Below are 21,049 nucleotides of genomic sequence, written 5' to 3'. Positions count from 1 at the left end.
CCACCCCACTCACGTAAAAGGCCCCCATGGATACCCCGGACCGTTCTCCCTCCCCTGCCTGGCCCCGCGCCGTCCTGTTCGACCTGCTCACTGCCTTGCTGGATTCCTGGACTATCTGGAACGCCGCCGCCGAATCGGAGGCGCAAGGCAGGGCGTGGCGGGCGGAGTACCTGAAGCGGACCTATGGTTGCGGCGCCTACGTCAGCTATGAGCAACTGGTGCGGGAGGCAGCCCGACATGTCGGCCTGCCCGCCAGCGCGCCGGATGCGCTCGAGGCCGGCTGGGATGCGCTCCCGGCATGGGATGGCGCGCGCGAACTGCTGCGGGCGCTGCGGCCGCATTGCCGCCTGGCGGTGGTGACCAACTGCTCCGAACGCCTGGGACGCCGTGCCGCTGCCCTGCTGGATATCGACTGGGATGTGGTCGTCACCTCCGAGGAAGCCGGCTTCTACAAGCCGGATCCACGCCCGTATCAACTGGCGCTGAAGCAGCTCGGCGTGCCGGCCGCGGATGCCGCCTTCATCGCGGGCTCGGGCTATGACATGTTCGGGACCTCGGCCGTGGGCTTGCGCACCTACTGGCATAACCGGGTGGGCCTGGCCCTGCCCGCGGGCGCGCCGGCGCCCGACGCCGAGTTCGCGACGCTGGAGCCGGCGCTGCCATGGCTGCGGTCCTTTCACGCTGCAACTTGCTAGGGAGCGCCCGCCATGCTCGGCATTTCAACTCCTCTTGGCCGCCGCCTGCTGGCGGCAGCCACCCTGGCCCTGGCCGCGCAGGCCATGGCACAAAGTCCGGCGTTTCCCGCGCGGCCCATCACGCTGGTGGTGCCGTTCCCGGCCGGGGGACCCAGTGACGCGCTCGCGCGGGGCTTTGCCAGGCAAATGGGCGATCAGCTCGGCCAGCCCATGGTCATCGAGAATCTCGCCGGCGCGGGCGGCACCATTGGCCTTGCCAAGCTGGCGAAGGCCGCGCCCGACGGCTACACGCTGGGCTTCGGCACGATCGGCACCCATGTCGCCAATGTGGCCTTGTACAAGAAGCTGCCCTACGACCCGGTCGCGGACTTCAAGCCCATCGGGCTCGCCGGATCGGCGCCGATGCTGCTGGTCGCGCGGGCGGACCTGCCAGCCGGCAACCTGCGGGAGTTCGACGCATGGCTGCAAACCCATGCGGCCACGGCATCGTACGGCAGCGCCGGCCTGGGCTCGGTCTCGCACTATGGCTGCGTGCTGCTGCTCGCGGCACTGAAGAAGAATGCCACCCATGTTCCCTATAAGGGCGTGGCGCCGGCCGTCAGCGACCTGATGGGCGGCCAGACCGACTTCATGTGCGACCAGACGACCACCGCGCTGCCGCAACTTGCCGGCGGCAAGATCAAGGTGCTGGCGGTGCTGTCCGGCGAGCGCCTGAAACAATTGCCCGGCACGGGTACCGCCAGGGAGGCTGGCTATCCTCTCGACGTGCGCTCCTGGAACGCCATCTTTGCGCCCAAGGGCACGCCCGACAGCGTTGTCACCCGGCTCACCGCGGCCATGGCCGGTGCCGCGGCCGATCCGCAGTTGCGCCGCCAGATGCAGGCGGTGGGCGTCGACGTCCCGGCCCAGGGCGGCACAGCGCCTGCCGTGGTGTCGAACCTGATTTCGCGCGGCCTGCGCGACGATGTGCCGGCGCTCAAGGCCAGAGGCCAGCTCCTGGACTAACCACCTCTAAAGACCCCAAGACGATATGCCTATTTCCTCCGACACGCTCGCGAGCCTGGAAACGCCGGCAGCGGTGATCGACCTCGCCCGCATGCAGCACAATATCCAGCGCATGCAGGCACGCATGAATGCGCTTGGCGTGCGCTTCCGCCCGCACGCCAAAACCAGCAAATGCTCGCCCGTGGTGCAGGCGCAAATCGCGGCCGGCGCGCGCGGTATTACCGTTTCCACCCTCAAGGAAGCCGCGCATTTCTTTGCCGATGGCGTCACCGACATCCTCTACGGTGTCGGCATGGTGCCGGGCAAGCTGCCCCAGGCCCTGGCCCTGCGCCGCCAGGGCTGCGACCTGAAGATCGTCACCGATAGCGTGGCGTCCGCCGAGGCCATCGTCGCATTCGGCGCCGAACACAAGGAAACGTTCGAGGTCTGGATCGAGATCGACACCGATGGCCACCGCTCCGGCATCCGCCCCGGCGAAGCGGCGCTGCTCGCAGTCGGCCGCGTGCTGCACGAAGGCGGCGCCCGCCTGGGCGGCGTGATGACGCACGCCGGCTCCAGCTACGACCTGGACACGCCCGAAGCCCTGGCCGCGATGGCGGAACAAGAGCGGGCCGGCTGCGTCAGCGCGGCCAGCCGGCTGCGCGAAGCCGGCCTGCCTTGCCCGGTTGTCAGCGTGGGCTCGACCCCCACGGCGCTTTCCGCAACCGGCCTGGCAGGCGTCACCGAGGTGCGCGCGGGCGTCTATGTGTTCTTCGACCTGGTCATGCGCAATGTCGGTGTGTGTACGACGGAAGACGTGGCGCTGAGCGTGCTGACCACCGTGATCGGGCACCAGGCGGACAAGGGCTGGGCCATCGTGGACGCGGGATGGATGGCCATGAGCCGCGACCGCGGCACCCAGAAGCAGAAGTGCGATTTCGGCTACGGCCAGGTCTGCGGCATCGACGGCGCCGTGCTGCCGGGGTACGTGCTCAGCGGCGCCAACCAGGAACATGGCATTCTCTCGCGGGAAGGCTCTCCGGAGCCCGACATCGCAACGCGCTTCCCCATCGGCACGCTGCTGCGCATCCTGCCCAATCATGCCTGCGCGACAGGGGCGCAATTTCCTGAATATCACGCGCTCGCGCAAGACGGCGAGCTCGCCACCTGGAGCCGGTTTCATGGATGGTAATCAGAATCACGCAGTCCAGACCGCACAGACTGTGCAGACGGTCTCGCCCGCCGGACTCTCCGCGCCGGGCGGACACTACAGCCACGCAACGGTCGCCAATGGCTTTGTCTTTGTGTCCGGCCAGCTTCCGGTCACGCCTGACGGGCAAAAGCTCTCCGGCGCCCCCTTCGACGAGCAGGCGCGGCAGGTGCTGGCAAACGTGGAGGCGGCGCTGGTCGCCGCCGGGAGCGGTATCGCCGGACTGGTCCAGGTCCGCGTCTATGTGGACAGCATCGAGAACTGGCCGGTCTTCAACGCCATCTACGCGGCATGGGCGGGCAACGCGCGCCCGGCGCGGGCGATCGTGCCGACCGGTCCGCTGCATTTCGGGCTGAAGGTCGAAGTGGAGGCCACGGCGGTTGTCCTTCCGGCCGCATGACACCGCTGCGCTGAACCAAGCGGCCGCAAGCGCTAACACGCTGCCATGCGCGGCCGATCAATGACTACAATGCAAGGCAGCCATTCGACAGCAACACGCTCCGCTCACGACCCCATGTGACGCGGCCGGCAAAGGCTGGGAGAGCCGCATGAGCAACGATCCGAAGCACTTCAGGCCACTGGACCCGGGAAGGGTCAACATGATGGATGCGCTTGAAGTGCAGTACTGGTGCACGGAGCTTAACTGTACGCAGTCCGAACTCCGGGAGGCCGTGGCAAACACAGGCGATCACATTTCCGCTGTCCGGGCCCGCCTGGAGGCGTTGTACCCGGACAAGCGGCACGGATAGCGCATCCGCCTCCATACAGGTCCCGCCGTCAGCCAAGCTGCGGCTGCGTGGCGGCAAAGCTGGGCCGCTCGCGCATGACCGCCTGCGCGCGCCGCACGTTGGGGCACTTCTCCAGCAGCTCGGCCCCTTCAGGGAACATGCCGACATAGGTCAGGATCGGCGCGAGGAACAGGTCCGCCATCGACAGCGCCGTGCCAGCCAGGTAGTCGCGATCGCCGTATGCGTCCTCCAGCGCCTGGAGTTGCGCGGCGATCTCCGGCAGCGCCGCATCGATCATCGCGCGATCGGGCTGGCCGTTCTCTCCCTTTGGAAAGAGGTACTGCAGGACGTAGCGGCGGACCATCGTGTCGTAGGCATGGCAGTTGATCAGGCTGATCCACTGCTCGCAGCGCGCACGGGAGACGGGGCCGGATTTTTCAAGCAGGCTCGGTCCGTCAAAGGCTTCCTCGATATAGCCCAGGATCGCGCGCGTTTCGTAGAACGCGATCGGTCCGTCGGTCAGCACCGGAATGCGCCCGAACGGATTGTGCGCGAGCACCTCCGGCGAATGCGGCGGCACCGGCTTCAGCGTGTAAGCCACGCCTTTTTCCTCAAGCGCCATGCGCACCGTGCGGCAGTAGCTGCTGCGCGGATCGCCGATCACGGTCACGGTGCCGGCGCTGCCCGCCGGATCGAGGTAGTCGCTGAGGCGATTGAACACCGATTGCCATCCCCCCATATGCGAGTCGCGCTCGCGCGCTTCCGGGAAGCCGCTGTGGCGCATGTGCAGACGGGTGCCGCCCTCCTTCTCCGTCAGCGTGACTTCGATCAGCGTCTTGATCTCCCGCGGAATTTCGCCGGATTCCCAAGTCCAGGTATAGGCGAGGAAGTCAGCGCGGTCGATCGCCTGGTACTCGCCGCCCACGATGTGCTTCGCGCCATCGCGCCCGCCCATCACGATGCGGTACTTGCCGCCGACGCGTGCGTCGGCGCTGGCTTCCAGCACGCTCATGCCGCGCGGGCAATGCCACGCGGCCAGCGCGGCCTGGCTGGTAAATGCATCGAAGACCTTCTCGCGCGGGGCGCGGATGAAGCGTTCCATTTCCAGGTGGAAGGTAGCGGCTTGGGTCATGATTTTTTCCCTCGGGATTTGCTTTCGCTGCGGGCGCCTTCGGTGACGCCCGCCGCATGGGTGCGTTCGACGAACTCAACGAGGCGATCCAGGTTGCCTTCCCAATGGCGCCGGTAAGTACCCAGCCAGTCATGCGCGTCGCGCAACGCATCGGCCCGCAGGTGGCAGATGCGCCAGCGCGCGTTGACTTCGCGTTCGATCAGTCCGGCTTCCGCAAGCACGCGCAGGTGCTTCGAAATCGCCGGAGCGGACATCTCGAACGGACGCGCCAGCTCGCTTACCGGCGCCTCCCCTTCGGCCAGGCGCGCCAGGATCGCACGGCGGGTCGGGTCAGCCAGGGCGGCAAAGATGGGGGTGAGCGGGTCGATGGAGGATGGCATGGGCTCATTTAACCAACAGGTTAAATGAAAGTCAAGGCGGAAAATCACGGACGCCGCGCGATTTGGGCTGATGGAATAAATCCCCCGCCCGGTGCGTTTACCGTGAGGGCAAGGGAGGCGCGACAGATGCGACATGTGCATTTGCGTGCGCATGCGCTATGCTGCACGGATGTCCCCGATAAACACGACCCGCGCAGACGCTGGAGAATGGTCATGCAATATCGCTTAGTCAGATGGATGGCCGCCGCCGCCGCCGCGTTCGCGCTGTGTGCCTGCGCGACCCTGAATCCCGTGCAGACCGCGCAAAATATGATCGGCAGTCCGCAAAGTACCGTGCGCGACACGTTCGGCGCACCCACCGAGACCTATCAGCTCGCCGGGGGCACCAGCCGTTGGATCTACTCCAAGCAGCCGCTCGGATTCGAGGTCTACGCCGCGGATTTCGACGCAAGCGGAAACCTTTCCAACTTCCGCCAGATGCTGACCGAGAAGGAGATCTACGAGGCACGGCCCGGTGTCTGGACCAAGCGCGACGTGGCCGAGCGCTTTGGCATGCCGCGCGAGCCGGTCCAGTATTACCCCCTCATGAAGCGCGAGGCATGGTCGTACCGGCTCTATACAAACGGCTACATGCCGGCCCACTTCAGCGCCTATTTTGACGACCGCGGTGTACTGGACCGCACCATGATCATCCTCGACATGATCGGCGGCGACAGCCGTGACGCCAGCAAGTAAGGCCATTGGCATCCGGCGCGACGGCGCCGGAATCGCCGTTCAGCCGCCAAACACGGCAATACACTCCACCTCCACCCTGGCGCCGAGCGCCAGTCCGTTGGCGCCGAGCGCGCTGCGCGCCGGATACGGTTCCTCGAAAAACTCCTTGTAGACCTCGTTGAACACCTGCCACTCGCCGATATCGGCCAGCATGATGGTGCATTTGGCCACATGCTTTAGCGACAGGCCGTGCGCTTCGAGCGTGATGCGGATATTCATCAGCGCCCGCCTGGCTTCTTCGCGGATGCCGCCCGGCACAAGGCGGGTGGTGCCGGGCACGATGCCCATCTGCCCGGAGAGGTACAACAGCTCGCCAACCCGCACGCACTCGGAGAAAGGCAGCCCTGCGGGCAGAATCTTGCCGGAGTTCAGGAATTCCATATTGCGCCCCGCATCAGTAAGATCTTCGAACGCCACATCCCGGATCGCCCGGTGGCGGCCTCGCGGTTTTCAAGTCTAGGAGAACGGATCCGGGATCGTGCTTATTTGCAGGGTTTGCCTGATAGTTGGTGCCGCAGCCGGCCCTCGCCCCCCGCTTGAGCCGGCCAGCCGTACCGAGCACCAGGAGCCGCAGGAAAACATGAAATTCGTCGTTGYAACCTATGGAACGGAAGGCGATACCCGCCCRCTGGCGGCACTGTGCCGCGCCCTGATGGACGCCGGCCACGAAACCCGGCTGCTCGCCGATGAAGCCACCCTGGGCACCGCCCGGTCCCTTGGCGTCCCGACAACCGCGCTGGCGGGAGACATCAAGGGAACCCTGCAGCCCGAGAACGCGATCGCCAGCGTCGTTGCCGGGAACAGCGGGCTCACCAGCACCGCGAGCGCGCTGGCGGGCATTGCCAATGCCAACGCCGAGGCCTGGCTGCGGGCGATCGTGGCGGCGGGCGAGGGCTGCGATGCCATCATCGTCTCGGCGCTGGCCGCCTTTGTCGGCTTGTCGGCGGCAGAACATCTCGGCGTAAAGGCCATCGGCACCGGGCTCATCCCGATCACGCCTACGGCGGCATTCGCTTCGCCCTTCCTGCCGCCGAACCGGGTGCCGGGCCTGCTCAACCGCGCGAGCCATCACTTCGTCAACGGGCTGCTGTGGCGCGCGTTCCGCAAGCAGACCAACGCGGCGCGCGCGGCCGTATGCGGGCTGCCGCCACGGCGGGAACTCTGGACCCGGCACCCGATGCTGTACGGGATATCGCCCAGCCTGCTGCCCCGCCCCGGCGACTGGCCCGGCAACACGCATGTCTGCGGGCAATGGATCCCGCCGTCGCCGGACTGGTCCGCGCCGCAGTCGTTACGCGACTTCCTCGCGGCCGGGGAGGCACCGATCTACATCGGCTTTGGCAGCATGGCGGGTTTTGACCGGCAGAAAACGCTGGAAGCGATGATCGCCGCCGCCGCGGGCCGCCGGGCGTTGTTCTATCCGGGCTGGAGTGGTGCGGACGCCACCGTGCTGCCGGCGAATTTTCATGTCATGGGCGACACACCCCATGACTGGCTGTTTCCCAGGACCTCGCTGGTCATCCATCATGGCGGCTCCGGCACAACCCATTCCGCGGCGCGGGCCGGCGTGCCATCGGTGGTGGTGCCGTTCGCGGGCGACCAGTTCTTCTGGGCCGACCGGCTCAGGCGCGCAGGCATTGCCGCCGGCGCCGTGAACGGAAAGCACCTGCAAGCCGCTGCGCTGGCGCGTGGCATCGCGTTTGCCGAGAGCACCGAAGCGCGTTCCCGTGCCCAGGCACTAGGTGCCAGCATGCGGGAGGAAAACGGCGTGGCCGGTGCGGTTTCCGCTATTGAGCACATCATGTCCCATTGAGCCGCGACCGCAGAATCAGAGCCCTCGGAAGCCCCAACATTCGATCTTCGAGGACCGCGAATAACAGCTGCCGCCCGAATGAGCTTCGGTGTAGCCGTGTGGAGCGCCCCCAAGGGCGGGCCACACCCCAGCGCGATGCGAAGCGAGCCGTACCCCGGTGTACCTTTTTTGCCTACTTTTTTGGCAAGACAAAAAAGTAGGTCGCCGCCCCGCAGGGGTGGTGAAACCGCCTTTGACTTTAAGCCTTTGAAGTTGACCTTGAAGTCAAACATCTCAGCATGCCGGCAGGCGCCGCGGATGTGAGAGTGCTCTCCATCAACTACAACCACGCGTGGTAGTGAGCCGACACCCTTTCTGTGAACACCAATAAGTTCATGGGCGAACTAGCAGGCATGCTCGACACATTCAGGCCTGATTTCAATATCGTGACGCCGTAATCCGCGCTGAATGACCAGGCCATGGCCAGGGCCCGGTCAGTTAGCCGGGCATGGCCTGCTCTTCCAGGGTGGCCGAAGTGGCACCGGGACGGTGGTGGCGCCACGCCGCCAGCTCGCCCGCCCCCAACGGCGCGGCGAACAGATAGCCTTGCGCCCAATGCACGCCGTGCTGTCGCAGGTAGGCGGCCTGCTCCTCGTTCTCGATCCCCTCGGCGGTCAGGTCCAGATGCAGCCGCTGGCCCAGGCTGATGATGGTGTCGAGCACCACGGCATTGACGGAGTCCGTCCCAATGCCCATGACGAACGAGCGATCGATCTTGAGGAAATCGGCGTGGAGCTGTTCAAGGTAGGACAGCGAACTCTGTCCCGTGCCGAAATCATCGAGCGCCCAGAGCACGCCCCGCGAACGCAGCCGCTCGATGTTGCGTTGCACCTGCTCGTCATTCGGCAGCGCTTCGCGTTCGGTGACTTCCAGGACCAGCAGCGGGCCGCCGGGGCCGAACTTGCCCAGGAGTCGCTGCACATCATCGACGAATCCGGGGGTCGCCAGGTGGGAAGCGCTGACGTTGACGCCGATGTGGTCGCGCGGTCCCAGTCCCAGGCGCGGCAAGTCGGCGGCCACCAGGTCGAAGATATGCCGCGTCAGGTCGCCGATGAGGCCATTGTCTTCCGCCAGCGGGATAAAGATGTCCGGCCGGATATGGCCCTGGCCCGGCCGGTGCCAGCGCACGAGGGCCTCGAGCCCGCTGCACTCTCCCGTGGCCAGCCGGATGACCGGCTGGTAGACCATGTGAAATTCGCGCTGTCGCATGCCGCGGTAGATCTCGTTGACCAGGGACAGCCGGCGCCGGCAGAACAGATGCGCCAGGTATCCTGAGAGCAGCGCCGCCAGTACCAGGAACGGTGCGTAGTGACGCCACAGCTCATGGCGGTAAGCGGTGATGAGCGCAGGGGCCACCGCGACGCGCACCTCGATGGGAAAGACGGCGGACCTGGCCAGTTTCATGCTGTTCCGGTAGCGCGGGCCGGTCGGCGTCGTCAACGGCGCGCCGGTCGGCAACTGGCGTAGCGAGTCGCTGAGCAGGATCTGGACCTGGAACTGGCCGCGGTACGAGGCGGCCGCCTGGATGTCCAGCAGGTACTGCCCGTCAATGACAGCCAGCACGCCCGAACCGTCGCCAATACCGTGCGAGACGATAACCGCGGGCCGGTCCGGGACCATGGAGGTGCCAGCGCTCGGGGTGATCCGCTGCCCTGGCGGCAAGCTGGTCATCGCGTCGAATGCCAGGGCGAGGGGGATGTCGTTGAGTTTGCCCAGGACCGGAGAGCAGTAGAGTTTCTCTTGATGGACCAGGATGAGCGAGCGGAAATACGGACTCAGGGTGCTCGTCCGCGTGAGTTCGCCGATCACCTCCTGGCATGGCTTGCCGAGCAGCGCCATGGATTTGTCGACATTGGCGGTGACCACCCTGAGGATGTTGTCCATCTGCTTCTGGATCGCCACCGCCGTGACCAACGCTTCGCCGTCGGCGCGTTGCCTTCCCTGCAAGAACACCAGCGGCACCATGACGAGCGCGGGAATCAGCATGGCTGCCAGCACGATTGCCAGGTGCCAGTATTGCTCACGCCGAGGCTTGATGATCTGCACGTCCGAGGCTCCTGCGCGTGACGTGCATCCGGGAGGCCAATTCCAGGGACCCCATGCCCGGTGACGTGTTCGCGCTACGGTGTTATTGATGTGTACTCGTCCAGGGCGGTTTCCTGATGTTTTTGCGCTTGCCGCGCGCGCTTTGCCCTTGCGGATTAGCGCAAAAGGAAGAAAGCCGAGTCATGTACTGCAGGCGTTCAACCCTCGCTGACCTTGCGCGAGCGCCAGTGCCCGTCGCTCTGCTTGCAGAACCAGCCGGTCCAGTTGTCTTCATGGTCGGCGCGTTTCAGCTGAACCCTCAACTGGCGGCAGGACTGGCCTTTGTCGGTCTTGGCGTTCATCGGAGTCAGATTACCCTCGATCGGCTTGCGCTTTCCCGACGCCGGGTAGGTCCATGGCACCGCCGCTCCGTCGGTGCCGTCGTTCAGCGTATTGCCAACAGCCTTGGATAGCGCGGCCGATTCCTTTTGGTTCATGCTCCCGATCACGGTGCCATTGATGAACGTGTCGAAATATGCAAGAGCCGGCGCGGCCGGAACAAGCGTGACCGCGCAGAGCAGCGTGCTTCGAAGAAAAAGACGGGGTGACATGAAAGCAATCCTTATGTGGGACGGTGGAAGAGCGGGGAGCATTGCGCTGCAAACGTCTGTCGACTGGAGCAAATCCCGCAACTGGCTATTTGCAGAACATGGAGAACGTTTCCATAGTAACGTAATAGCCACACATAATCGAGTGCACATCCCGGACGCTGATCTGCATCCCGGCACAATCAGTGCGAGCGCAAATAGCCGGTCTGGTACCGGGCATCGGGCATCGGGCTCCCACGTGGTGCAACAATCATCAAGCGACGGACCGTAGCCATCGCTCTATCACCCCATCAGGGAGCGCCACGTCCTCGGACTCCTCATCGCCCTTACGGGAGTCTAGCCCGTAGCCAGTCCCATCGGGTCGGCGGCAATGCTATGTGGCCCGAGCCATCGCTAGCGCCAACGTCATAGACCACATCATCTTTTGACCGGAATACCCGCCGTGCTTCGGGGCTAAGGTATGTGCACTCCGCCAGCAATTCGCCGGTACGTGCATCATAGAGACGGAATAACGTTCCATAATCGCCCGTTAGAAGGCAGGTTTCACCAATATAGCCCCCTACGGAGTCACGCTCGCATTCGTGCGCTGCCGATCTGTTGATTGCATCGCAACTATACGGCACTGCAAATATCGCAACCAAAAAAATTAAAAATATTTTAATGAAAATTTTGACCCTTTTTATTATCGCTCCATGTAATATCATAAATCAAACTCCACAAAAATAGGCTTGACAAGCCTAACCTCGATTCTATCGGAATATAGAATCAAGTCACCGCCCTGCTTGTGGTTGATCTGCCAAGTGCGATAGTCAACGTTTCGCACCGGATAGTAAACATCATGCTCTGAAATCATTCCTCGCCGCGCAACCGGTCCCAGATGCCGACTACCGGTCGATACCTCTCCAATTGCCGTGGCACTTGGAACAATGATAAAACCATATTTATTCCAATGACCAAGATACTGAAAGCCGCGCCCTACCCCGAGACGCACCGGCGACTGGTCTCGCAGAGGCGGCGCCGGGCGCTCGGTAGAAATGTGGAACTCTTCTATATCCTCAACGGTGCAACCTTGCTGCTCACGCCTTAACGCCCACAACGGCTTGATAAATCTCGGTTCAAAAAACGGTATCCGCGTATCCAAATTTTCCACAAAATCTCTCCACCCATCAAAATATCGTTTTTAACAAATATACGGTGGCAGTGATATCGGACAAATCCGAATACGGGGCGGAGGCGGAAAATTCTTTAGCGAGATAGTCAGGGAAGCGCCACGTTCCCGTCCAGGATCGACGCCCTATCCACGGGCTGCAGCTCCCGTGGGAAGTACGCTCAAATAGCCTCTAACGATAGCGCCGTCCTGCGCCGCGATCCGGACTGCAGCCAACTTAAGCGGTATCGCATTCATAAGCGGCACTGGAATGCTCTGCTGCGGGTGCAACTCGCACAGGAGGCCGTCGAGATCAAGGCTGTATTGCACATGGCACACCAAGGCCAAGCTGAACAGCGCGCCCACCTCGACGAAGAACAGCAGCATTGGGCACGATCCCGAGATGCATTCAACGCGAAAGGGCAAGCAGTATGACTTCGGCATGAAGGCACGTGCTGGCATGGATGCGGATTCGGGGCAGGTGCGTACAGGGATCGGCGCAACCAAAGTGCGCTACCTAGGTGCGCTACCGAGCGGCGAGCGAGGAATCGGCGCTACTGAACACACCGGTTGCACTGAGCCATCTCTGGCTGGCTCGCAGAGCGCTGTTTGGGTACGGCGCGTGACGCCGGTTGAGGGGCGAATGGCCCCTCAACCGGCTAGAGAACGGGATTACTCAGCTGAGGTCCAAACCGTGCCAGCGGCGATGGTATTCCTGGGTCGCGAAACGGATTTTTCAGGCAAGACTCAAACATGGCCCCCTCTTTTCCGCTCTTTTCCCAGATCACGAAGCGCCCCATACGGCCTGGAACACCTTCACGGCTCGCTGCGCATGGCGGGGTGGTGTGGCCCGCCGAGGGCCACACACAAGAATCAACGGATTCAGCAGCCGTCATTGCAGGCGGCATTGGCCCACCGGCGGGCTCCGGCTGACGCCGGACAAACAACCCTTACGCAGCCGGTGCCAGCACGCTGGCAATAGCCCCCGCCACCTGCTTCACGTTGCCCTCGTTCAGGCCAGCCACGCACATCCGCCCCGAGCGCAGCAGGTACACGCCGTGCTCCGCGCGCAGGCGGTCCACCTGGTCGGCCGTCAGGCCGGTATAGGTGAACATGCCGCGCTGGGTCAGGTAGCGCGACAGCGCCTCGCCGCTGACATGGTCGCGCAGGCTGTCGTGGATCGCCGCGCGCATCCTGGCGATGCGATCGCACTTCTGCGCCAGCTCGCGCTCCCAGGTCACGCGCAGGGCCGGCGTGGTCAGTACCTTAGCCACCACCCGTGCGCCGTGGGTCGGCGGGTTGCTGTAGTTGGCGCGTACCGCGCCCGTCAGCTGGCCCAGGACCCGGCCGGTTTCTTCCGCGCTGTCGCAGACCACGCTCAGCCCGCCGCAGCGTTCGCCGTACAGCGAAAAATTCTTCGAGAACGAATTCGCCACCAGGCACGGCACGCCTTGCGCCACCAGCTCGCGCACCGCGAACGCATCGTCGTCCAGGCCGGCGCCGAAGCCCTGGTAGGCCATGTCGACGAAGGGCAGCAACTCGTTCGCCTTCAGCAGGGCAATGAGCTTGCGCCACTGGTCCTGGTTCAGGTCCACGCCGGTGGGGTTGTGGCAGCAGGCGTGCAGCAGCACGATGCTGCGCTTCGGGATCAGCCGCAGCGCGTCCATCATCGCATCGAACCTGAGGCCGCCGGTGGCGTCGTCGTAGTACGGATACGTGTTGACGGTGAAGCCGGTGCGCTCGAAGATCACGCGATGGTTTTCCCAGCTCGGGTCGCTGATCCAGACTTGCGCCTCCGGGAAATATCGCTTCAGGAAATCGGCGCCTACCCGCAGCGCGCCCGAACCGCCCAGGGTCTGCACGGTGGCGATGCGGCCTTCCGCGCGCGCCTTGCATTGCGCGCCGAAAACCAGCGCCTGCACGGCGTCACGGTAGGCCGCGAAGCCGGCCATGGGCAGGTAGGGACGCGGGCCCATGTCGGCCATCAGCGCGCCTTCGGCTTCCGCCACCGCCTGCATCACGGGCAGCTTGCCATCGCCGTCGAAGTAGATGCCGATGCTCAGGTTGACCTTGTCGGTCCTCGGATCTAGTTGAAAGCTTTCGTTGAGCGAAAGGATCGGGTCGCCGGGATAGGCATCGATATGTTCGAACATTGGATACTCTGGCTGGAATGGGTTGTGGCCGGCGGCCGGAGGGCCGCCAGGGTCATCATTATGCCGATACGCTCTGCTGCAGGGCCGGCGCCGCGTTCTTTTGCCGCAATCGGTAGCTCACGCCCAGCACGGCCATCCATGCCGGAATCAGGTACACCGAAATGCGCAGCCCCGGCGTGAGGTACATCACGTACAGGATACCCGCCAGGAAGACCAGGCACAGGTAGTTCGTGAACGGATAGCCCAGGCTCCTGAAGCGCGTCTCCTGCCCGGCGATGCGCTTGTCGCGGCGGAACTTGAGGTGAATGATGCTGATCATCGCCCAGTTGATGATGAGCGCCGAGACCACCAGGCCCATCAGCAGTTCGAAGGCTTCGCCCGGCATGAAGTAGTTGATCACAACGCAGGCGGCCGTGGCCAGTGCCGAAACTCCCAGCGCGGCCAGCGGAATCCCGCGCTTGTTGACCTTCAGCAGCGCTTGCGGCGCATTGCCCTGCTTGGCCAGGCCGTACAGCATGCGGCTGTTGCAGTACACGCCGCTGTTGTAGACGGACAGCGCGGCGGTCAGCACCACGGCATTCAGCACCGTGGCCACGATGTCACTGTTCATCGCATGGAAGATCAGCACGAACGGGCTGCCGCCGGTCACGACCTTTTCCCACGGGTAGAGCGAGAGCAGTACGCCCAGCGCGCCAACGTAGAAGATCAGGATGCGGTAGATCACCTGGTTGGTGGCCTTGGGGATGGTCTTTTCCGGCGCATCCGCCTCTGCCGCGGTAATGCCCACCAGTTCCAGGCCGCCGAACGAGAACATGATCACCGCCATGGCCATGACCAGGCCGCTGATGCCGTTCGGGAAGAAGCCGCCGTGCTGCCACAGGTTGGCCACGCTCGCTTGCGGGCCGGCCGTGCCGGACGCCAGCAGATAGCCGCCGAACACGATCATGCCGACGATGGCCAGGACCTTGACGATGGAGAACCAGAACTCCATCTCGCCGAAGGACTTGACGCTCGACAGGTTGATGGCGTTGATCAGCAGGAAGAACGCCAGCGCGGATACCCAGGTGGGAATGTGCGGCCACCAGTACTGGACATAGATGCCCACCGCCGACAGTTCCGCCATGCTGACCAGGATATAGAGCACCCAGTAGTTCCAGCCTGACATGAAGCCGGCAAAGCTGCCGCAATACTTGTTGGCGAAGTGGCTGAAGGAGCCGGCGACGGGTTCGTCGACCACCATTTCGCCGAGTTGGCGCATGATGAAGAAGGCGATGATCCCGGCCACCGCGTAGCCGAGCAGGACCGAAGGGCCTGCCATCTTGATGGTCTGGGCAATGCCCAGGAACAGCCCGGTGCCGATGGCACCGCCCAGCGCGATCAGCTGGATATGCCGGTTTTTCAAGCCGCGCTGGAGTGTCTCTTCCGTGTTCTTGGAATTGGGAACCATATTGTGTCTCTACCCACTCTTTTGGAATGTGGGCCTGCGCCTCTCGCGTGTTGCGGGCGCTTTGGCCAGGCACCGCCGGCGCGCAGTCTTGCTGCGGGCGCCGGGCGGTGTTGTTGCAGTCCGCGGCTCGGTGCCCCGGTGTCTAGCTGCCTTATGGGCTTCAGACCTTGAGCGTGCCGCGTTCGATCTGGTCGCGCTCCAGCGATTCGAAGAGCGCCTTGAAGTTGCCTTCGCCGAAGCCTTCGTCGCCCTTGCGCTGGATGAACTCGAAGAACACCGGGCCGAGCGCGGTCTTGGAGAAGATCTGCAGCAGCAGGCGCGGCTTGCCGCCTTCGGTCGTGCCGTCCACCAGGATGCCGCGCGCCTTCAGCTGGTCCACCGGCAGGCCGTGGCCCGGCAGGCGCTTTTCCAGGCCTTCGTAGTAGTAATCGTTGGGCGCGGTCATCAGGGGCACGCCGGCCATCTGCAGGCTGTCGATGACTTCGATCAGGTTGTCCGTCAGGAAGGCGATGTGCTGGATGCCCTCGCCGTTGAAGGCCATCAGGAATTCCTCGATCTGGCCGGCACCCTTGGACGATTCCTCGTTCAGCGGGATGCGGATCTTGCCGTCGGGGGCGGTMATGGCCTTCGAGGTCAGGCCGGTGTATTCGCCCTGGATGTCGAAGTAGCGGATTTCACGGAAATTGAACAGCTTTTCATAGAAATTAGCCCAGTAAGCCATGCGGCCACGGTAGACGTTGTGCGTCAGGTGGTCGATCAGGCGCAGGCCATGGCCCACCGGGTGGCGGTCCACGCCTTCGATGAATTCGAAGTCGATGTCATAGATGGACTTGCCTTCCTCGAAGCGATCGATCAGGTACAGCGGCGCGCCGCCGATGCCCTTGATCGCCGGCAGGCGCAGTTCCATCGGGCCGGTGGCGATTTCCACCGGCTGGGCGCCGAGTTCCAGGGCGCGCGCATAAGCCTTGTGCGAGTCCTTCACGCGGAATGCCATGCCGCAGGCGCTCGGGCCGTGCTCGGCCGCGAAGTACGCCGCCGGGCTGTTCGGCTCGCGGTTGACGATGAAGTTGACATCGCCCTGGCGGTACAGCACCACGTCCTTGGAGCGGTGGCGCGCGACCAGGCTGAAGCCCATCTGTTCGAACAGCGGCTCCAGGAGGTTGGGAGTGGGCGAGGCGAATTCCACGAATTCGAAGCCCATCAACTGCATCGGGTTTTCAAACAGATCGGCCATGGTGTGCTCAACAGGAAGTTGGGGGGACGAGAGAAATATTATTGCGGCAGCTGTGCGCCAACGCGTTGGTGCGCAGCGCCAGACACGTAYGGCGTGGGCTCTCAACTCCCTGTCCGTACCGTCAATCTGGCAATGAGTTTATATTCCGCTCCGGTAAATAGGATTTCGTTATCCACGCAGGCAAACCCTAGATCATGAGATAAAATTTCATCATTGCAGGAACAAGGGAAACAAAAGTGCACAATCCTGAGCTTGATCGCATAGACCGCCGCTTGCTGGCGGCGCTGCAGGAAAATGGACGCGCCTCCAACCTCGAACTGGCCGAGGCTATCCGCCTGTCGCCGGCGCAGACACTGCGCCGGCACCGCCGGCTGGAAGAGGCCGGCATCATCAAGCGCTACGAAGCCCGGCTGGACTCCGCCAGCCTGGGCTTTGGCGTCGTCGCCTTTATCCATGTCACGATGGAGCGGGGCCACATCCGGGATCTGTCGAACTTCAAGGGACTTGTCGCCGAGCTGGCGCAGATCCAGGAATGCTTCTCCGTCACCGGGGATATCGACTACGTGCTGAAGGTGGTGGCGCGCGATCTCAAATCGCTTTCCGATTTCCTGCTCGACACGTTGATGCGCATCCCTGGCGTGAGCGGGGTCAAGTCCAGCGTTTGCCTGGATGAGATCAAGTGCACCAGCGCGATGCCGCTCGATGCCTGAACCCGGGCGCCGGATGGCGGCGGCGCGCTCGCTGACACTCACTAATATAGGAGAGACCCGCCACGGGCCGCCTATGCTTGGATGAGATCCCTGGCTCACCCTCCCCGTGCCCCCTGCCCCCGACGCCGGTTGCCCCGTCATCCTGTTTGGTGCCTTCGATCGCCATAACTTCGGCGATCTGCTGTTGCCCCATGTCCTCACCTGCCTGCTGAAAGACCAGCCGCTGCGCTATGCCGGGCTGGCGCGGCGCAACCTGCTGCCGCACGGCGGCCACCGGGTCGATTCCCTGCTGCATCTGGCGGCGCGGCCGGACCTGCAAGCGCCCGGCATCATCCACGTGGGTGGCGAGATTCTTTGCTGCGAAGCGTGGGAGGCGGCTGTGATGCTGCAGCCACCGGGCAAGGCAGACGTGCTGATCGCGCGGCTCGACGACCGGCAGCGGGAGCGCCAGGCATGGGCGCGCAGCGTGCTGGGCGTGGAGGACCGGGCGCCTTACGTGCTGCCGCAGGGCCTGTTTCCCCAGGCGCGGGCCGTGATCTACAACGCCGTGGGCGGCGTCGGCCTGGACCAGCGCGACCCTGCCATGCGGGCGGAAGTGCTGGGCAAGCTGAGGGCCGCGGCCCATGTCAGCGTGAGGGATGGCCGGACCAGGCAGATCCTGCGGGCCAACGGCATCGCGGCCAGCCTTGTCCCGGATCCCGCGGTGATGGTCGCGGCGCTGTTCGGCGAGCGCATCCGCCAGCGGGTCCGCCACGGTGAGCCGGCGCGCATGACCGACGCCTTCCCGCAGGGTTATCTTGCCGTGCAGTTCAGCGCGGACTTCGGCGACGACCAAACCCTCGGCGAGATCGCCAGCCAGCTCGACCGCGCCGCGCGGTCAACCGGATACGGCGTGGTGCTGTTCCGCGCCGGTGCCGCGCCCTGGCATGACGACCTGTCCTGCTACCGGCGGCTGGCGCAACGCATGGGCACGCCCGCGCCGGGCATCGTCCGGTCCCTCGATATCTGGGACATCTGCGCCGTGATCGCGCACAGCCGCGGCTTTGCCGGCAGCAGCCTCCACGGCCGCATCGTGGCCATGGCATTTGCCGTGCCGAGCGTGAACATCACACGGCCGGGGCTGGATCCGGGGACCAGCAAACAGGCCGCGTTCGCCGCCACCTGGGCGCCGCCGGAGGCCCCGTGCACTGTGGCGGTGCAAGCGCTTGCCGATGGCATTGGCCAGGCGCAGGCGCTTGAGCGCACACGGCGGGAACAGACGGCGCGCGAGCTGGTTGCGGCATGCCGCCAAGGCTTCGTGGCTGCCTGAAAAGCACAGGCCTGCGCCAACGCCATATGAAACACACCGCGATGCTGTATAACCGGCGGGGCCGGTTCGCAGGCGCAATAGGGCAAAATACGCACCTGAGAGGCCCGGCAGGGCCAAAAAACACAAGACGCTGACGCCCGGCTCGTGCCCAGGTGTCCGGAATCGCATGAGCCTCCGGGGCTTGTCCAGCGTCGCGAGGGGACAGCTCGTCCTTTAACAGAGCACACCAGGAGCATTTAATGACCGACTCGAACCTATCTTTCTTCGGCAGGGTCTCTCTTGCCGTCGGCACCTTCTTCACCATCCTGGGCGACCGCGATTTCGCCGCCGGCGTGCGCCGCCTGCGCAGCGGCGAAGGCGCTGCAGCCGCAGCCCCGGTGCCGCAAGCTGCCGCACCGGCGCCGCGGCCTGCCGCCCCCGCGCTGAAGGAAGCGAGCCCGGCCGCGGCACTCCAGTTGCTGGGACTGCTCCAGCGCGACGCGCGTTTCGTGGACTTTGTCGAGGAAGACATCGCGGCCTATTCCGACACGGAAATCGGTGCCGCCGCCCGCCTCGTGCACGATGGCTGCCGCGCGGTGCTGCGTGAACACTTCACCATCAAGCCGGTGCGCGAGGAAGACGAGGGCAGCCGCGTGACGCTGGCCGACGGCTTCGACGCCACCGCCGTCCGGCTGACCGGCAACGTGGTAGGCAGCGCGCCGTTCAGCGGCAGCATCAGCCACCGCGGCTGGAAAGTCGCGGAAGTCCGCCTGCCCCGGCTGGCCGAACGCCATGACGCCACCGTGATCGCCCCGGCCGAGGTGGAACTATGAGCGCAGCACGCTATTCCATCGGCATCGACCTGGGCACCACGCATAGCGCCCTCTCCTACGTCGACCTTACCGCCAGCGACGGCGAGAAGACCAGCCAGGGTGTCCTGCCGGTCACGCAACTCACCGCGCCGGGTGCCATCGAAGACCTCGATCTGCTGCCCTCCTTCCTCTACCTGCCGCACCCGAGCGAACTCGCCCCGGGCGACCTGGGCTTGCCGTGGAACGCCACGCGCGACTTCGCGGTCGGCGAACTGGCGCGCACCCGCGGCGCAGCCACGCCGATCCGGCTGGTGTCGAGTGCGAAAAGCTGGCTGTGCCACCCCGGCGTGGATCGCCGGGCGGCGATCCTGCCGAACGACGCGCCGCCTGAAGTGACGCGCGTCTCGCCGCTCGAGACCTCCGTGCGCTATCTCACGCACCTGCGTGAGGCGTGGGATCACGCGCATCCCGAAGCCCCGTTCGGCGAGCAGGAAATCACCGTCACGATTCCCGCCTCGTTCGACCCCGCCGCGCGGGAGCTGACCGCCGAAGCGGCCGAAGCGGCCGGGTATGCACGCATGACCCTGCTGGAAGAGCCCCAGGCCGCGCTCTATAGCTGGATCCAGAAGAGCGACGGCCACTGGCGCAAGCAGGTAAGGGTCGGCGACATCATCCTCGTCGTGGACGTCGGCGGCGGCACCACCGACCTTTCGCTGATCGCCGTGGTCGAGCGCGATGGCAACCTGGAGCTGCACCGCGTTGCCGTGGGCGAGCACATCCTGCTCGGTGGCGACAATATGGATCTCGCGCTGGCCCATGTGGTGGCGCGCAAGCTGGCTGGCCAGGGCACGCAGGCCGATCCGTGGCAACTGCGCGCGCTCACCTATGCCTGCCGCTCGGCCAAGGAAACGCTGCTCACCGATCCGGCCACGGATGCCGTGCCGCTGGTCGTGCCGAGCCGGGGGTCCAAGCTGATCGGCGGCTCGATCCGCACGGAGCTGACCCGCGCCGAGCTCACCCAGACCATCCTGGAAGGCTTCTTCCCGCAAGTGGAGGGCTCGGCCCGCCCGGTAAGCCGGGCGCGCGGCGGGCTCACGCAACTCGGCCTGCCGTATGCGCAGGATGCGGCCATCACGCGGCATCTGGCCGCGTTCCTGGGCCGCCAGGTGGCGGCGCTCGCGGAACTCGAAGGCTTCCAGAGCGCGCAGCCGGAAGGCGCGACGTTCCTGCACCCCACCGCCGTCCTCTTCAATGGCGGCGTGTTCAAGTCGGGCTTGCTGGTGGAGCGCATCCTGCAGACGCTCAATGGCTGGCTTGCGGCGGAAGGCGCGGCGCCTGCGCGCCTGCTGGAAGGCGCCGACCTGGACCTGGCCGTGGCGCGCGGCGCTGCGTATTACGGCTACGTGCGGCGCGGCAAGGGCGTGCGCATCCGTGGCGGCACCGCGCGTGCCTACTATATCGCCGTGGAATCGTCGATGCCCGCCGTGCCTGGCTTCGAGCCGCCCATACAGGCGCTGTGCGTGGCGCCGTTCGGCATGGAAGAAGGGACCGAGGCCGCGTTGCCGCCGCAGGAATTCGGCCTGGTGGTGGGCGAGCCCGTCCACTTCCGCTTCTTCGGCTCGTCGGTGCGCCGCCAGGATCAGGTCGGCACCCTGCTCGACTCCTGGTCGCCCGAGGAACTGCAGGAACTCGATGAAATCCAGGCCACGCTGCCGCCCGAAGGGCGCACGCCCGGCGAAGTGGTCCCGGTGAAACTGCACGCGCGGGTCACCGAGGCCGGGACGCTGGAACTGGAAGCCGTGCCCCGCGGCGCCGGCGAGCGCTGGAAGGTCGAGTTCGACGTGCGCGGCAACCCCAATGCCTGACTGAG

At 64.9% G+C, this 21,049-nt stretch carries 21 protein-coding genes and 1 pseudogene; 12 read left to right on the top strand and 10 right to left on the bottom strand.

Features of this window, described 5'->3' with window-relative positions; all coding sequences use genetic code 11:
* Nucleotides 1–26: 26 nt before the first annotated feature.
* The 5 genes from AC1DT6_RS25760 (at nt 27) to AC1DT6_RS25740 (ending at nt 3,638) form a co-directional block, all read left to right on the top strand.
* The gene (locus tag AC1DT6_RS25760) at nt 27–695 is read left to right on the top strand and encodes an HAD family hydrolase (protein ID WP_441628394.1); all 669 of its coding nucleotides are present in this window, start codon (nt 27–29) and stop codon (nt 693–695) included.
* Nucleotides 696–707: 12 nt separating this feature from the next.
* Entirely contained in the window at nt 708–1,700 is a 993-nt protein-coding gene (locus tag AC1DT6_RS25755) for a tripartite tricarboxylate transporter substrate-binding protein (RefSeq protein ID WP_441628392.1), read from the top strand.
* A 25-nt stretch (nt 1,701–1,725) separates the two neighbouring features.
* Nucleotides 1,726–2,871, top strand: coding sequence for a DSD1 family PLP-dependent enzyme (locus AC1DT6_RS25750; protein WP_441628391.1), 1,146 nt, complete (start codon nt 1,726–1,728; stop codon nt 2,869–2,871).
* Complete coding sequence (locus tag AC1DT6_RS25745; RefSeq protein ID WP_441628389.1) at nt 2,861–3,289, top strand: RidA family protein; 429 nt, start codon at nt 2,861–2,863, stop codon at nt 3,287–3,289. Before AC1DT6_RS25750 ends, AC1DT6_RS25745 begins: the two co-directional genes overlap by 11 nt.
* 148 nt (nt 3,290–3,437) lie before the next feature.
* Nucleotides 3,438–3,638, top strand: a complete 201-nt coding sequence (locus AC1DT6_RS25740; RefSeq protein ID WP_441628387.1) for a DUF3606 domain-containing protein — start codon at nt 3,438–3,440, stop codon at nt 3,636–3,638.
* A 28-nt stretch (nt 3,639–3,666) separates the two neighbouring features.
* Here the strand turns inward: AC1DT6_RS25740 and AC1DT6_RS25735 are convergent, their stop codons facing one another.
* Nucleotides 3,667–4,749: an SRPBCC domain-containing protein gene (locus AC1DT6_RS25735; RefSeq protein WP_441628386.1), complete on the bottom strand. Its 1,083-nt coding sequence runs from the start codon at nt 4,747–4,749 to the stop codon at nt 3,667–3,669.
* On the bottom strand, nt 4,746–5,129 hold the full coding sequence (locus AC1DT6_RS25730; RefSeq protein WP_441628428.1) for an ArsR/SmtB family transcription factor: 384 nt from the start codon (nt 5,127–5,129) through the stop codon (nt 4,746–4,748). The genes AC1DT6_RS25735 and AC1DT6_RS25730 overlap by 4 nt, the downstream gene beginning before the upstream one ends.
* A gap of 213 nt (nt 5,130–5,342) precedes the next feature.
* Here AC1DT6_RS25730 and AC1DT6_RS25725 point away from each other — a divergent pair, with 213 nt between their 5' ends.
* Entirely contained in the window at nt 5,343–5,864 is a 522-nt protein-coding gene (locus AC1DT6_RS25725) for a hypothetical protein (protein WP_441628385.1), read from the top strand.
* Between the two features lie 39 nt (nt 5,865–5,903).
* Here the strand turns inward: AC1DT6_RS25725 and AC1DT6_RS25720 are convergent, their stop codons facing one another.
* Entirely contained in the window at nt 5,904–6,284 is a 381-nt protein-coding gene (locus AC1DT6_RS25720) for a RidA family protein (RefSeq protein ID WP_441628384.1), read from the bottom strand.
* A 199-nt stretch (nt 6,285–6,483) separates the two neighbouring features.
* Here AC1DT6_RS25720 and AC1DT6_RS25715 point away from each other — a divergent pair, with 199 nt between their 5' ends.
* Nucleotides 6,484–7,716 (top strand): glycosyltransferase, encoded by a 1,233-nt coding sequence (locus tag AC1DT6_RS25715; protein ID WP_477114997.1) that lies wholly within the window; start codon nt 6,484–6,486, stop codon nt 7,714–7,716.
* A 477-nt stretch (nt 7,717–8,193) separates the two neighbouring features.
* On the opposite strand, the gene AC1DT6_RS25710 is transcribed toward AC1DT6_RS25715, so the two are convergent.
* The 4 genes from AC1DT6_RS25710 to AC1DT6_RS25695 all read right to left on the bottom strand — a co-directional run bounded on the left by AC1DT6_RS25710 (nt 8,194) and on the right by AC1DT6_RS25695 (nt 11,922).
* A complete protein-coding gene (locus tag AC1DT6_RS25710; protein ID WP_441628380.1) occupies nt 8,194–9,801 on the bottom strand; it encodes an EAL domain-containing protein in 1,608 nt (535 codons plus the stop codon).
* Nucleotides 9,802–9,998: 197 nt separating this feature from the next.
* A complete protein-coding gene (locus AC1DT6_RS25705; RefSeq protein WP_441628378.1) occupies nt 9,999–10,391 on the bottom strand; it encodes an RT0821/Lpp0805 family surface protein in 393 nt (130 codons plus the stop codon).
* Between the two features lie 697 nt (nt 10,392–11,088).
* On the bottom strand, nt 11,089–11,538 hold the full coding sequence (locus AC1DT6_RS25700) for a DUF6402 family protein (protein WP_441628376.1): 450 nt from the start codon (nt 11,536–11,538) through the stop codon (nt 11,089–11,091).
* A 144-nt stretch (nt 11,539–11,682) separates the two neighbouring features.
* Nucleotides 11,683–11,922 carry a hypothetical protein gene (locus AC1DT6_RS25695; RefSeq protein ID WP_441628430.1) on the bottom strand — a complete coding sequence of 80 codons (240 nt, stop codon included), beginning with the start codon at nt 11,920–11,922 and terminating at the stop codon, nt 11,683–11,685.
* Between AC1DT6_RS25695 and AC1DT6_RS25690 the strand changes: the two are divergent.
* Nucleotides 11,879–12,034: pseudogene (locus AC1DT6_RS25690) on the top strand (IS5/IS1182 family transposase); the annotation flags it as partial. The gene AC1DT6_RS25695 and the pseudogene AC1DT6_RS25690 sit on opposite strands and share 44 nt — an antisense overlap.
* Nucleotides 12,035–12,485: 451 nt before the next feature.
* Here AC1DT6_RS25690 and AC1DT6_RS25685 read toward each other — a convergent pair.
* The 3 genes from AC1DT6_RS25685 to hppD all read right to left on the bottom strand — a co-directional run bounded on the left by AC1DT6_RS25685 (nt 12,486) and on the right by hppD (nt 16,369).
* Nucleotides 12,486–13,688, bottom strand: coding sequence for an amino acid aminotransferase (locus AC1DT6_RS25685; RefSeq protein WP_441628374.1), 1,203 nt, complete (start codon nt 13,686–13,688; stop codon nt 12,486–12,488).
* A 58-nt stretch (nt 13,689–13,746) separates the two neighbouring features.
* Complete coding sequence (locus tag AC1DT6_RS25680; RefSeq protein ID WP_441628372.1) at nt 13,747–15,135, bottom strand: amino acid permease; 1,389 nt, start codon at nt 15,133–15,135, stop codon at nt 13,747–13,749.
* A gap of 160 nt (nt 15,136–15,295) precedes the next feature.
* Entirely contained in the window at nt 15,296–16,369 is a 1,074-nt protein-coding gene (hppD, locus tag AC1DT6_RS25675) for a 4-hydroxyphenylpyruvate dioxygenase (RefSeq protein ID WP_477114996.1), read from the bottom strand.
* Between the two features lie 236 nt (nt 16,370–16,605).
* Here hppD and AC1DT6_RS25670 point away from each other — a divergent pair, with 236 nt between their 5' ends.
* The 4 genes from AC1DT6_RS25670 to AC1DT6_RS25655 all read left to right on the top strand — a co-directional run bounded on the left by AC1DT6_RS25670 (nt 16,606) and on the right by AC1DT6_RS25655 (nt 21,044).
* Nucleotides 16,606–17,079 (top strand): Lrp/AsnC family transcriptional regulator, encoded by a 474-nt coding sequence (locus AC1DT6_RS25670; RefSeq protein ID WP_045240890.1) that lies wholly within the window; start codon nt 16,606–16,608, stop codon nt 17,077–17,079.
* A gap of 106 nt (nt 17,080–17,185) precedes the next feature.
* Complete coding sequence (locus AC1DT6_RS25665) at nt 17,186–18,388, top strand: polysaccharide pyruvyl transferase family protein (protein WP_441628368.1); 1,203 nt, start codon at nt 17,186–17,188, stop codon at nt 18,386–18,388.
* A gap of 239 nt (nt 18,389–18,627) precedes the next feature.
* The gene (locus tag AC1DT6_RS25660) at nt 18,628–19,200 is read left to right on the top strand and encodes a DUF2760 domain-containing protein (RefSeq protein ID WP_477114995.1); all 573 of its coding nucleotides are present in this window, start codon (nt 18,628–18,630) and stop codon (nt 19,198–19,200) included.
* Entirely contained in the window at nt 19,197–21,044 is a 1,848-nt protein-coding gene (locus AC1DT6_RS25655) for an Hsp70 family protein (protein ID WP_276288285.1), read from the top strand. The genes AC1DT6_RS25660 and AC1DT6_RS25655 overlap by 4 nt, the downstream gene beginning before the upstream one ends.
* Nucleotides 21,045–21,049: the final 5 nt, after the last annotated feature.

The sequence above is a fragment of the Cupriavidus sp. 01L45 genome, assembly GCF_056399885.1.
This window is presented reverse-complemented; position numbering and strand designations above follow the sequence as displayed.